Origin of the sequence: Pseudomonas sp. DTU12.3 (assembly GCF_004124275.1) — a bacterium.
GTDB lineage: Bacteria > Pseudomonadota > Gammaproteobacteria > Pseudomonadales > Pseudomonadaceae > Aquipseudomonas > Aquipseudomonas helmanticensis.
Map to the genome: position 1 here is coordinate 4,213,070 of NZ_CP027218.1, position 13,240 is coordinate 4,226,309.

11 protein-coding genes are annotated in these 13,240 nt (G+C 59.0%); 8 read left to right on the forward strand and 3 right to left on the reverse strand.

Features of this window, described 5'->3' with window-relative positions; all coding sequences use genetic code 11:
• Positions 1 to 33: 33 nt before the first annotated feature.
• The 4 genes from C2E19_RS19145 (at position 34) to C2E19_RS19160 (ending at position 4,702) form a co-directional block, all read left to right on the forward strand.
• The gene (locus C2E19_RS19145; RefSeq protein WP_129394622.1) at positions 34 to 1,383 is read left to right on the forward strand and encodes an APC family permease; all 1,350 of its coding nucleotides are present in this window, start codon (positions 34 to 36) and stop codon (positions 1,381 to 1,383) included.
• Between the two features lie 117 nt (positions 1,384 to 1,500).
• Positions 1,501 to 2,517, forward strand: coding sequence for an arginine N-succinyltransferase (locus C2E19_RS19150; RefSeq protein ID WP_129394623.1), 1,017 nt, complete (start codon positions 1,501 to 1,503; stop codon positions 2,515 to 2,517).
• 61 nt (positions 2,518 to 2,578) lie between these two features.
• Complete coding sequence (gene astA, locus C2E19_RS19155) at positions 2,579 to 3,613, forward strand: arginine N-succinyltransferase (protein ID WP_129394624.1); 1,035 nt, start codon at positions 2,579 to 2,581, stop codon at positions 3,611 to 3,613.
• 219 nt (positions 3,614 to 3,832) lie between these two features.
• Complete coding sequence (locus C2E19_RS19160) at positions 3,833 to 4,702, forward strand: oxaloacetate decarboxylase (protein ID WP_129394625.1); 870 nt, start codon at positions 3,833 to 3,835, stop codon at positions 4,700 to 4,702.
• A 122-nt stretch (positions 4,703 to 4,824) separates the two neighbouring features.
• Here C2E19_RS19160 and C2E19_RS19165 read toward each other — a convergent pair whose 3' ends face one another.
• On the reverse strand, positions 4,825 to 6,060 hold the full coding sequence (locus tag C2E19_RS19165; RefSeq protein WP_129394626.1) for a M20/M25/M40 family metallo-hydrolase: 1,236 nt from the start codon (positions 6,058 to 6,060) through the stop codon (positions 4,825 to 4,827).
• A 243-nt stretch (positions 6,061 to 6,303) separates the two neighbouring features.
• Positions 6,304 to 7,374 carry a diguanylate cyclase gene (locus tag C2E19_RS19170; protein ID WP_129394627.1) on the reverse strand — a complete coding sequence of 357 codons (1,071 nt, stop codon included), beginning with the start codon at positions 7,372 to 7,374 and terminating at the stop codon, positions 6,304 to 6,306.
• Between the two features lie 275 nt (positions 7,375 to 7,649).
• On the opposite strand from C2E19_RS19170, the gene C2E19_RS19175 reads away from it, so the two are divergent.
• From C2E19_RS19175 to C2E19_RS19185, 3 genes are all read left to right on the forward strand, one after another.
• Positions 7,650 to 9,104 carry an NAD(P)/FAD-dependent oxidoreductase gene (locus tag C2E19_RS19175; protein ID WP_129394628.1) on the forward strand — a complete coding sequence of 485 codons (1,455 nt, stop codon included), beginning with the start codon at positions 7,650 to 7,652 and terminating at the stop codon, positions 9,102 to 9,104.
• A 21-nt stretch (positions 9,105 to 9,125) separates the two neighbouring features.
• A complete protein-coding gene (locus C2E19_RS19180) occupies positions 9,126 to 10,055 on the forward strand; it encodes an alpha/beta fold hydrolase (RefSeq protein WP_129394629.1) in 930 nt (309 codons plus the stop codon).
• 119 nt (positions 10,056 to 10,174) lie between these two features.
• Positions 10,175 to 11,554: a VOC family protein gene (locus tag C2E19_RS19185; protein ID WP_129394630.1), complete on the forward strand. Its 1,380-nt coding sequence runs from the start codon at positions 10,175 to 10,177 to the stop codon at positions 11,552 to 11,554.
• Positions 11,555 to 11,622: 68 nt separating this feature from the next.
• Here C2E19_RS19185 and C2E19_RS19190 read toward each other — a convergent pair whose 3' ends face one another.
• Entirely contained in the window at positions 11,623 to 12,300 is a 678-nt protein-coding gene (locus C2E19_RS19190; RefSeq protein ID WP_129394631.1) for a type 1 glutamine amidotransferase domain-containing protein, read from the reverse strand.
• A gap of 404 nt (positions 12,301 to 12,704) precedes the next feature.
• Between C2E19_RS19190 and C2E19_RS19195 the strand changes: the two genes are divergently transcribed.
• A complete protein-coding gene (locus C2E19_RS19195; RefSeq protein WP_007919523.1) occupies positions 12,705 to 13,220 on the forward strand; it encodes an Hcp family type VI secretion system effector in 516 nt (171 codons plus the stop codon).
• Positions 13,221 to 13,240 lie beyond the last annotated feature (20 nt).

A 13,240-nucleotide genomic window follows, 5' to 3' on the forward strand; every position in this document is an offset into this window, starting at 1 on the left:
AAACAACGATTGGCTGACAAGGAGTTGCGCTTCATGGAAATTGAAGAATTCGGCTACAAGCAGGAGTTGAAACGTAGCCTGACGCTCACCGACCTGGTGGTCTACGGGATGATCTTCATGATCCCCATCGCCCCGTTCGGTGTGTATGGCTACGTCAATGCCGAGGCACCGGGGATGGTGCCGCTGGCGTACATCATTGGCATGGTGGCAATGCTGTTTACCGCGCTGAGCTACGGCAGCATGGCCCGCGCCTTTCCGATTGCCGGCTCGGTGTATTCCTACGCACAACGCGGCCTGAATCCACACGTCGGTTTCATCGCCGGTTGGCTGATGCTGCTCGATTACCTGCTGATTCCGCCGTTGCTTTACGTGTACGCCGCCATGGCACTCAACCATCTGTATCCGGACATTCCGAAGGTCGGCTTCATTCTCGCGTTCCTTGTCAGCGCCACCTTCGTCAACCTGCGCGGCATCACTTTCACTGCGCGGATGAACATCATCTTCCTGCTGGCGCAACTGGTGGTACTGGGGATCTTCCTGTTCTATGCATGGAACGCCCTGCACAACGGTGGCGGTAATGGCGAGCTGACACTCGCGCCGCTGTATCACCCGGAAACCTTCAATTTCGCGCTGCTGATGCAAGCAGTATCGATTGCAGTGCTGTCGTTCCTCGGTTTCGATGCCATTTCTACCCTCGCCGAAGAAATCAAAGGCGACCCGGGCCGCAGCGTCGGCAAAGCCGCATTGATCACCCTGGTGGTGATGGGTGTGATTTTCGTCGTACAAACCTGGATTGCCACCGATCTGGCAGCGGGCATGGGCTTCAATTCCGCCGATACCGCGTTCTATGAAATTGCCGAAATCGCTGCTGGTAGCTGGCTGGCCACGCTGACCGCTGTCGCCACCGCCCTGGCCTGGGGTGTCGCCGTGGCGATCACTTCGCAAGCCGCAGTTTCGCGTCTGCTGTTCGGCATGGCCCGCGACGGCAAACTGCCAAAAGTGCTGGCCAAGGTGCACCCGAAACACAACACGCCGTATCTGAGCATTTATCTGGTGGCGGTGCTGTCACTGATCATCTGCTACCTGTTCATCAACTCGGTCGACACCCTGACGTCGCTGGTCAACTTCGGCGCACTCAGCGGTTTCATGCTGCTGCACCTGACCGTGATCAACTACTACTGGCGTCGGCAAAAGTCCGGTCAGGTTGTGCGTCACCTGATCTGCCCGGTCATTGGCTTCATCATCGTTGCGGCCATCATGTACAACATGGGCGTCGATGCGCAGAAACTCGGCCTGATCTGGATCGTTCTGGGCCTGGTGTACCTGTTCTTTCTCAACAAGCTCGGCGCCAGTACCGCGTTGCCTGACCCGAGCAATGGCTGACAAGAAAAAGAGCGGCGTCTGACAACAAATCAGGCGACCGCCGATTTAACGCGTGGAAACCGACAGTGATAGTCAGGTTCGTGAATTCGCCGAACCCTTTGATACAGGAGTGCATCCATGCTGGTCTTACGCCCAGTCGAGCCAACCGACCTGCCGCAATTGCAACAACTGGCCCGCGACAGCATGGTCGGTGTGACCTCGCTGCCGGATGACAGCGAGCGCCTGTGCGACAAAATCGCCGCGTCCTGCGCCTCGTTCGACAGCGAGGCGCAGACGCAGGGGCCGGAAAACTACTTTTTCGTGCTGGAAGATTGCGCCACGCAACGCTTGGTCGGTTGCTCGGAAATTCTTGCCACGGCGGGTTTTAAAGAGCCGTTCTACAGCCTGCGCAATCGCCACTTCACCAGCGCCTCGCGCGAGCTGAACATCGAGCACGGTGTGCCGGCGTTATCGCTGTGCCATGACCTCAACGACCACACGTTGCTGCGCGGCTTTCACATCGACAAGGCGCTGGTGCGCACGCCATTCTCGGAACTGCTCTCGCGGGCGCGGCTGCTGTTCATTGCCGCCCATGCGCCACGTTTCGCCGAAGCGGTGATTACCGAAATCGTCGGCTACAGCGATGAAGAAGGTCATTCGCCGTTCTGGGATGCGCTGGGCAAGCACTTCTTCGATCTGCCCTACGTTGAGGCTGAGCGTCTATGCGGCTTGCAGAGCCGCTCATTCCTCGCCGAACTGATGCCGCAATATCCGATTTACGTACCGATGCTGCCGCAGGCGGCGCGCGAGTGTATCGGGCGCATTCACCCGGACGGGCAAGAGGCGTTCGATATCCTTGAGCGCGAAGGCTTTGAAACCAACAGCTACATCGACCTGTTCGATGCTGGCCCGACCCTGTACGCGCGTACCTCGAATATCCGCTCGATTGTGCGTAGCCAGACTGCTCCGGTGCAGCAATTGCCGGAGATCGATGCGCGTGGCCGCTATCTGCTGAGCAACGACGCGTGGCGTGGCTACCGGGCCATCGTTGCCGAACTGGATTACCAAGCCGATCAACCGCTGTCCCTCACGCCTGCAATGTGTGCGGCGTTGAACGTGACCGATGGCAGCCAGATCCGGCTGATTGCCCTTTGAACCGCGCCCGGTTCCGCCGCCAACGACAGTGCCCGAGCAGGCGCGCAAAAGGAGTTACAGCATGATTGTCCGCCCGGTCAACGTCAGCGATCTGCCAGCATTGATGACGCTGGTCCAACAAGCCGGCCCAGGGTTCACCACCCTGCCGGCCAACGAAGATCGCCTGGCCCATCGCGTGCGCTGGGCGCAACGTGCATTCGCCGAGCAAGTGGAGCGTGCTGACGCCGATTATCTGTTCGTCCTCGAAGACGATGACACACACGTGGTCGGTGTCAGTGCGTTGGCCGGCGCAGTTGGCTTGCGCGAGCCCTGGTACAACTATCGGGTCGGACTGACGGTGAGTTCGGCGCCGGATCTGGGCATTCAACGGCAGATCCCGACGCTGTTCCTCAACAACGAACTGACCGGGCAATCGGAACTCTGTTCGCTGTTCCTGCGCCACGATCAGCGCACCGGCAGCAACGGCCGCCTGTTGTCGCTCGGGCGTTTGCTGTTCGCTGCCGAGTTCCCGCAGCTGTTTGGCGAGAAGATGATCGCCGAACTGCGCGGCAGTGCCGATGAAAAAGGTTGTTCGCCATTCTGGGACAGCCTCGGCCGGCATTTCTTCCAGATGGATTTCAGCCATGCCGATCATCTCTCAGGCCTGGGCAACAAGTCGTTCATCGCCGAGTTGATGCCGCGTCAGCCGCTGTATACCTGCCTGCTCACCGAACAGGCCCAAGCGGCCATCGGTCAGACGCATCCGAATACCGAACCGGCGCTGAAGATTCTTCAGGCCGAAGGCTTTGCCCACAAGGGCTACATCGACATTTTTGACGGCGGCCCGGTCATTGAAGCACCGCTGCGCAGTATCCGCACCGTGCGCGACAGCCTCGAACTGACCCTGAGCCTCGGCACCCCTGATGAACAGGCGCCGCTATGGTTGATTCACAACCGTCGCCTGGAAAACTGCCGCATCACCGTCGCCCGCGCCCGTCGCGTCGGCAGCAGCCTGGCAATCGACCGTGCTACCGCCCAACGCCTGCAATTGCAGCCGGGCAATTCGGTGCGCGCGGTGATGCTGCCCAATCAACAGCGACAGGCGGTGGCGGCCTGAGTGACCGCCCCGCCTCAACCTGTGCAGTCAGGCTGTGTCTCCTTGATACAGCTAAATTTCGCCCGATCAGCTTAATCCTTTCAGCAAAGCGTTCACCGGCAAACACCCGCCTTGCAAATTCGTCATGATCCTTGACCCATTCGCGTGATAGCCTTTTCATTCTTCGGCGTTGACACATTTGCTCAAGCCTTTCCATTCCTTTGTATTGGTGGAACTCGTATGACCAGGCTTTCTCATCAAGATTTGCGCCGTAGTTTCCGTCAGCTACTGGCATCCGACACCTGCTATCACACCGCTTCGGTGTTCGACCCGATGTCCGCCCGCATTGCCGCTGACCTGGGTTTTGAAGTGGGGATTCTCGGCGGCTCCGTCGCTTCGTTGCAGGTACTGGGCGCACCGGATTTTGCCTTGATCACCCTCAGCGAGTTCGCCGAACAGGCCACCCGCATCGGCCGCGTCGCCCAACTGCCGGTGATTGCCGATGCCGACCACGGGTACGGCAACGCTCTCAACGTGATGCGAACCATCGTCGAACTGGAACGCGCCGGCGTCGCCGCGCTGACCATCGAAGACACCTTGCTGCCCGCCCAGTTCGGCCGCAAATCCACCGATCTGATCACGGTCGCCGAAGGTGTCGGCAAGATCCGCGCAGCGCTGGAAGCCCGCGTCGATACGGAAATGGCGATCATTGCCCGGACCAACGCCGGCATTCTGCCGACGCAGGAAATCATCAGCCGTACCCTGCAGTACCAGAATGCCGGGGCAGACGGCATCTGCATGGTCGGCGTACGCGACTTCGATCACCTCGAACAGATTGCCGAAAATCTCAATGTGCCGCTGATGCTGGTGACCTATGGCAACCCGCTGCTGCGTGACGACAAACGCCTGGCGGAACTGGGCGTGCGCGTCACCATCGATGGCCACGGCGCGTACTTTGCGGCGATCAAGGCGACCTATGACAGCCTGCGCGAACAGCGGCAGATTTTCACTCAGGCTGCGGACCTGAATGCAACTGAACTGACGCACACCTACACCCAGCCGGAAGAATATATCCGCTGGGCTGAAGAGTTCATGAGTGTGAAAGAGTGATGTCGCACCTTGTGTAGGAGCTGCCGCAGGCTGCGATCTGTTGATCTTGTGTCATGAAAACAAGATCAACAGATCGCAGCCTCGTTTCACTCGTCAGCTCCTACAGGCGGTTGTGTTCAGATTCAGGGTTTGGAGAGTTCCATGATCATCCGCGAGAGCAGATAGATGCGTGGTGCCACACTCGCCACTTCGGCGTATTCCTCAGGCGTATGGATATTGCCGCCGACAATCCCGAAACCGTCCAGCGTCGGCGTGCCCACTCCGGCAGACAGGCTGGCATCCGCAGCGCCACCGCTGCCCTCTTCAGTCAACTTGCGGCCAATTTCGCCGTAAATCCCCTGCGCCATTGCCATCAACCGATCCGACTCGGGCGTTTGCGGCATCGGCGGCAGACCGCGCTGTAAAGACGTCTTCACTTCGGTATCGGCAATCAGTTTGTTCTGGGAAACTCGCGCCAGATCTTTCTCGATCCGGTCGAATTCTTCTGGCACCGCCGCGCGCACATCAGCCTTGGCCGTAGCTTGATCCGGAATCACGTTGGTACGATCCCCCGCCTTGAGCACGGTGAAATTGATCGTGGTTTTCTTTTCTTCGTCGCCGAGTTTGCCCAGTTGCAGAATCTGGTGCGCAACTTCCATCGCCGCATTGCGCCCAAGCTCCGGGGCGACGCCGGCGTGAGCGGCCTTGCCCTTGACCTCGACCAGCGCGGTCGCGCTGCCCTTGCGCCACACCACCAGACCATCGGCGGGACGGCCCGGCTCAAGGTTGAGGGTGACGTCGTGCAGTTTGGCGGTTTTCTTGATCAGGTCGGTGGCGACGTCCGAGCCGGTTTCCTCGCTGGCATCGAGCAGGAAGGTGATTTGTGCGTAATTCTTGAAGTCGAGATTTTTCAGGACTTTCAGCGCATAGATCCCGGCGACGATACCGCCCTTGTCGTCCATCACTCCCGGCCCGTAGGCGCGGCCATCCTTGATGTGGAATGGCCGTTCGGCGGCGGAGCCTTCCTTGAACACCGTGTCCATGTGCGCCATCAGCAGGATTTTCGCCTTGCCGGTGCCTTTGAACGTGGCCAGTACATGGTTGGATTTTTCCGGCGTATTGGGCACCAGCTCGATGGTTGCACCGAGCTTCTTCAACTCGTCAATGGCGATTTCGCTGACTTGCTTGAGGCCCGGTTCATAACCGGAACCGGAGTCGATGTTGACCAGGCGCTCCAGCAGCTTCAAGGCTTCGGGTTGGTATTGCTCGGCGTCGGCGAGGACTTGTTTGTGCGGCTCGGCGAAGGCATTGGCGGCTGACAGAGCAAGGGCAAGACCGAGGCTGGCGGCGAGAAGAGAGCGAGAGAATGAAAACGTCATGAATCGATCCTTGTTTCGCGTCGGGGGACTTGAACCGTACCCGACATCGACGCAAGGCTCCACACCGAATACGACACTCCCAAAACCCAAAACGAACACCGGACATCGAACGCCGAACACCAAACACCAAACACCAAACACCAAACACCGTAGGAGCTGCCGCAGGCTGCGATCTTTTGATCTTGTTTTTTAAAAAGAGCGAAAAGATCGCAGCCTGCGGCAGCTCCTACAGGGGGGATTAGGTCAGACTGAGTCGAGCAGTTCGCGTCGGGGTTTGTCGCAATTGCAGATCACCCGGTTACGGCCGCTCGCCTTCGCTTCATACAATGCCTGATCGGCATCGTTGAGCCAGCGCGTCGCGTCGGCGTGCGACGGATCGTAAGCCGCCAGACCAATGCTCAAACTGACTTTCAACGCTGGATTCTGCTCATAACCCAGCGTGGCAAAACGCTCGCGTAACGCCTCCATTGCCTGGGCAGCGTTGAACAGCGGCAGCTCTGGAAGAATCACGCAGAATTCATCACCGCCATAACGCCCGGCCACGTCGGTGGCGCGCAGGTTCTGCCGGAGCATCTTGCTCAGTTGTCGCAACACAATGTCGCCGGCGACGTGGCCGTAGGTGTCGTTGATCGACTTGAAGTGATCAATGTCGATCAAGGCAATCGCCGCGCCCTGCTGCTGCCGTTTGCAGCGCTGGAAAGCGATCTCCAACTGATCCTTCCAGGCGCCATGATTGAGCAAACCGGTGAGGCTGTCGGTACGGCTCAACGCCAGCAATTCACGCTTATGCTGGCCAAGGGTGTACGCCTGACGAAAGCAGATCCAGCCCAATGCCAGCGGATACAGCATCAGTAACGGAAGGCAGGCATACAGCTGCAAGGGCGAGGTCTGCGGGATGAATGCCGGGGCAAACACCACCAGCCCGACACCGACGCCGAGAATCTGCGCCGCCGCCCCGGCCAAGAGAAAACGCAGCCCGCCGATGGCAACGTTGTTCATCGCCATCATCGACACAGTCGTGGCACTGGGCAGCGGATTGAAATGCATGGCGGCGACCCAGAAGCCACCGAGAAAGGAGTCGACCAACAGGTTTCGGTGTTCGGCGTGGTAAGGCACGCTTGAACGGCGCGCCCATTGAAAGGCCAGATGCGGCCACACCAGACCGTTGAACAGCATCAGTGCCCACACCCACAGCGGCGGATCGAGCGGGTACATCGCCACGCTCACGCACATGAGCCCCAGAGCCAGCCCGAGGGTCCGCGATGTATAAAGCCTCCTGGCCAATGAAAGTCCCTTTCCTCCCGTGTTTCCCATAAGGGCCTCGACACTCGACGGAACCTGCGCACCGTAGGACGGATGTGTTGGAAGTCTATCAGGGCGACGTTAAATAGCCATCACCGGCCAGCGCCCCCTTAACAACCTCCCCTGTCCCGTAGGAGCTGTCGAGTGAAACGAGGCTGCGATCTTTTGATCTTCAAAATCCAAATCAAAAGATCGCAGCCTCGTTTCACTCGTCAGCTCCTACAGGGCGAATATTTGGCTATACATGAAAGGACTAAAACGGAAAAACAACTATAAGAAGGAGGCCCATGCAGACCTACCAAGTGTTGATCATCGGCAGTGGATTTGGCGGCCAGTGCGCGGCGGTCAACCTGCTCAAGGCCGGTATCGAGGATTTTCGCCTGCTCGAGCGCAGGGACTTCTTCGGCGGCACCTGGTGCCAGAACACCTACCCCGGCGCCGCCGTAGACGTGCCGTCGCCGCTGTATTCGCTGTCGTTCGCGCCATACCGCTGGTCTCAGATGTTTGCCGAGCAGGCCGAACTGCACCGCTACACCGAACATGTGATCGAGCAATTCAACCTGCGTGAGCGCGTGGAACTGCAAGCCAACGTCGAGCGCGTCGAATGGGACGACACGGAAAAACGCTGGGCCGTGCACACCGCCAGCAAAGGCACGTTCTACGCGCAGTTCCTGATCAATGCCAGCGGGCCGCTGAGTCAGCCGGTCATCCCACAGATTCCTGGCCAGGATCGCTTCCAGGGCAAGACATTTCATACCAACAATTGGGATCACAGCTACGACTACCGCGGTAAACGCGTGGCGATTGTCGGTAGCGGCGCCAGCGCCGTGCAGGTCATTCCGACGATTGCGCCGCAGGTCGAGCAGTTGCACGTGTTCCAGCGCACCGCGCATTGGCTGTTGCCGCGTGCCGACCGCCGCTTCGGCGCGTTCCAGCGTTGGCTGCTTGGTTTGAAACCGGCCTACAAACTGCTGCGCTGGTTGATCTACTGGCAATTCGAAACCCGGGTGATCGCCTTCAAATATTCGCGACCGGCGATCCACATGGTGCAACGTCAGGCCATGCGCCTGCTAGAACGTCAGGTACCGGACCCGGTGATGCGGGCCAAACTCACGCCGGACTTCACCATCGGCTGCAAACGGGTCCTGCTCTCGAACACCTATTACCCGGCGCTGACCCGCGCCAATGTGATGCTGCATACCCGCGAACAAGGCATCGCGTCGCTCGATGAAAGTGGAATCAACACCACGGACGGCCAGCACATCGATGTTGACCTGATCGTCTGGTCGACCGGTTACGACGCCACTGACGGGGTAATTTCCTACCCGGTCAGCGGAAAAAACGCCGTGCAACTCAGAGACGTCTGGGCCGAGTATCCGCGTGCCTACCTCGGCACCAGTCTGCCGGGTTTTCCCAATCTGTTTTTCATCACCGGCCCCAACACCGGCATTGGCCACACTTCGGCGCTGTTCATCATCGAATCGCAGATGAACTACATCCTCGACTGCATTCGCACCGTGCAGGCCAAAGGTCTGAGCAGCATCGAAGTACGCCCCGAAGCGGAACGTACCTACACTGCAATGATTCATCGGGAAATGCAGCGCACGGTCTGGAAGTCCGGCGGCTGCCACAGTTGGTACCAAAGCAAGAGCGGTCATGTGATCGCAATGTTTCCCGGCTTCAGTTTCAGTTATCACCGGTTGACCCGGGCGCTGAAACCGGCCGACCACATTTTCTCCTGAACACGTAAAAGGAAGACGTCGATGCTTTTGCTGTTTGTTGCCCTCGCGGTTTTTGTGGCCTGGAGCTGGTTGAGTTATCCGGCGGTCGGTCATTGGCTGTATGACCTGAGCATGGCCGTCGAGGCCAAGCTGTACAAATTGCACAAGATCGAAGTGCCGATCGCCGAAATGACTGTTTCGACCTGGCAAGGCGGGCCTTACGAAGCCGCCAGCGCGATCCTGATGCTGCACGGTTACAGCGCCGAAAAAAACCTCTGGCTGCGATTCTCGCGGCATTTTGTCCGCCAGTATCGGGTGATCATCCCGGACCTCGCCGGCCACGGTGAAACCGGCTTCAAGGCCGGCGGCGGCTACGACATTCCGCTGCAGGCCAAACGCATGATTCAACTGCTCGACGTCTGCGGCGTGGAGAAAGTCCATGTCATCGGCAACTCGATGGGCGGCTACATCGCCGCATGGCTGGCGGCGACTTACCCGGAGCGGATTGCCTCGGTGGCATTGATCGACCCCGCTGGCGTCACGGCGCCGGAAGTCAGCGACATGGAGCGCCATCTGGCACGCGGGCATAACCCGTTCCTGATCAACTCCCGCGAAGAATTCCGGCGTTTTTATGCGATGACCATGGCGTCGCCGCCATGGGTGCCCGGCCTGGTGCTAGACGCCATCGCCCAGCGTTACGAACAACAACGCGATGATCTCGAAGAAATCTTCCGCGACTTTCGCGCCAGCCCGCCGATGGAGCCGAAACTGGCCGACATCAAATGCCCGGCACTCCTGCTCTGGGGGCGCAAAGACCGCTTGATCGACGTCAGCAGTGTGCCGATCTGGAGCAAAGGCATCGCCAATCTGCAGGTGGAAGTCTGGGAAGGCGTGGGGCACATGCCGATGGTCGAACATCCGGCCAGCACTGCGCGCCTGTATCGGCAGTTTCTCGGGCAACAGGTGCACTGACAGGACACGGGATCAGTCATTGGCAGAATGAAGTTCGTAGGATTCTTCGTTTGCCGACGTCAGCGAAGGCTGCGATCTTTTCCAGCATCCTTTACGTGACCGTGGCAGGAATTTTTTTCATGACCGTGCAGCCTTTCGTCAGCCCTGACCTGATCCGCCAACGCTTCTCCAAAGCGATGTCAGACATGTACCGCGAAGAAGTGCCGCTGTATGGCGCGCTACTGCAACTGGTCGAGCAGACCAATCACGACGTGCTCGAACGCGAGCCGCAGATCGCTGCGCAACTGCACAACAGCGGGGAAATCGAACGGCTGGACATGGAACGCCATGGCGCGATTCGCGTCGGCACCGCCAGTGAACTGGCCACCCTCGCCCGCCTGTTTGCAGTGATGGGCATGCAACCGGTGGGTTATTACGACCTCACGCCAGCGGGTGTGCCGGTGCATTCCACGGCATTTCGCGCGGTGCATGAGGACGCGCTGCAAATCAGTCCATTTCGAGTGTTTACCTCGTTACTGCGCCTGGAATTGATTAAAGACCCTGAGCTGCGCGCCTTCGCCGAATCGGTGCTGGCCAAGCGAACGATCTTCACCCCCGCCGCGCTGCACCTGATCGAGCGCGCCGAAACCATCGGAGGCTTGAACGCTGACGAGTCTGAGGAGTTTGTCCTACAGGCACTGGAGACCTTTCGCTGGCATCACAGCGCAACGGTCAGCGCTGCGCAGTATCAGACGCTGAGTGCCCAGCACCGCTTGATCGCCGACGTGGTGGCGTTCAAAGGCCCGCACATCAACCACCTGACGCCGCGCACCCTCGACATCGACATCGTCCAGGCACAGATGCCGGCGCATGGCATTACGCCGAAAGCAGTCATCGAAGGCCCGCCGCGTCGGCAGTGCCCGATCCTGTTGCGCCAGACCAGTTTCAAGGCGCTGGACGAGCCCATCGCCTTCACCGACCAGAACCAGACCCGTGGCAGCCACAGCGCGCGCTTCGGCGAAATCGAACAACGCGGCGCGGCGCTTACACCCAAGGGCCGCGCGTTGTACGACCGTTTGCTGAATGCCGCACGAGATGAACTGGGAGACTTCCCCAACGAAGGCAACGCCGCACGCTACAACGCGCTGATGACGCAGCACTTTGGCGAATTTCCTGACAGCATCGAAGGCATGCGCGAGCAAGGGCTGGCGTATTTTCGCTATTTCGCCACGGAAAAAGGCCTCGCGGCAGGTAGTCTTGCGCAGACCTCGCTGGAGGATTTGCTCCGCGATGGCCATGTGAAAGCGGAGCCGCTGGTGTACGAAGATTTCCTGCCGGTCAGCGCAGCAGGGATTTTTCAATCAAACCTCGGCGACGCTGCCCAAACACACTATGGCGAACACTCCAACCGCCAAGCCTTCGAACAGGCTCTGGGACGAACAACTATTGATGAGCTTCAGTTGTATGCCGAAACACAACAACGCTCACTCGACGAATGCCTTGCCGCCATCTCAAAATAACCACCACAAAGATCGCAGCCAACCGCCTCCTGCAGGAGCTGCCGCAGGCTGCGATCTTTTAATCGCCATCAACGCAACCGCGACAACAACGCCAACGCCGTCTCTTCAGAAGAAGCCGGATTCTGCCCCGTCAGCAGCAACCCATCCTCACGGGTATAATTCGACCAATCCGCACCTTTCGAGAAAATCCCGCCCTTGGCCTTGAGCTCATCTTCCACCAGAAACGGCACGACTTTAGTCAACTGCACCGCCTCTTCCTCGCTGTTGGTAAACCCGGTCACCTGTTTGCCTTTGACCAACGGCTGGCCGTCCGCACCCTTGGCATGGCGCAGCACACCCGGCGCGTGGCACACCGCCGCAACCGGTTTGCCACTGTTGTAGAAAGCCTCGATCAACGCGATCGAATGGCGATCCTCGGCCAGATCCCACAGCGGGCCGTGCCCGCCCGGATAGAACACCGCATCGAAATCCGCAGCTTTTACCGAATCCAGTTTGACCGTCGCAGCCAAAGCCGATTGAGCCGCCGAGTCTTTGCGAAAACGTTCGGTGGCGGCGGTTTGCGCATCCGGCTCGTCACTCTTCGGATCCAGCGGCGGTTGACCGCCCTTGGGCGACGCCAATGTCAGTTGCGCGCCAGCATCCTTGAACACGTAATATGGCGCGGCGAATTCCTCCAGCCAGAAGCCGGTTTTCTTGCCGGTATTGCCCAGTTGATCGTGGGACGTCAGAACCATCAGGATTTTCATGTCGTTCTCACTCGATTTGGGGGGTGTGCAGACGCCAATGGCGCGGGTGTCAGTGATTGACCCTGAGGAGCGACGGATCGTTTCAACCGGATCAAAGCTGGCCTCTGGCCAACTGCGCAAGAAGTTGCGCACTTGTTTTCAAAAAAACCCGGTAAAACGCGCTGGAAGCCTCGCCAGACGTGGCCTGCAGCCAAGTGCGCAAGAAGTTGCGCAGTACTGCGCAACTTCTTGCGCACTTTTAACTTCGCCTCCCTGCTTTTTTCGCAGAATCGCCGGCAAAAAACCGCTATCCCCTTGATCCATAAGGGCGCCGCATTTGTTGGCACGCTCCTTGATAAGAAACAGGCACCCACCGGGCGATTTCGCCCCGGGCACCCTAAATTTATCCGCAAGGAGAGCACCCCATGGCAACACCAGCGTACATGTCGGTTACCGGCGAAAAACAAGGCCTGATCACTGCAGGCGCATTCACCGCTGACTCCGTAGGCAACACCTACCAGGAAGGCCACGAAGACCAGGTCATGGTTCAGGCTTTCAGCCACGACGTGATCATCCCGCGTGACCCGCAATCCGGTCAGCCAACCGGTCAGCGCGTTCACAAGCCAGTTGTGATCACCAAGGTCTACGACAAGGCTTCGCCTCTGCTGCAAGCCGCTCTGACCTCCGGCGAGCGCATGAGCGAAATCGTTATCCAGTGGTTCCGTACTTCGGCTCAAGGTACCCAAGAGCACTACTACACCACCAAACTGGAAGACGCGATCATCGTCGCCATCAACAACAAAATGCACAACTGCCAGGATCCAGGCAACTCGCACTTCACCCACCTGGAAGAAGTGCAGTTCACCTACCGCAAAATCACCTGGACCCACGAAGTATCCGGTACTTCGGGTTCCGATGACTGGCGTGCTCCAGTCGTTTAATTACGGCTGATCGTTACAAG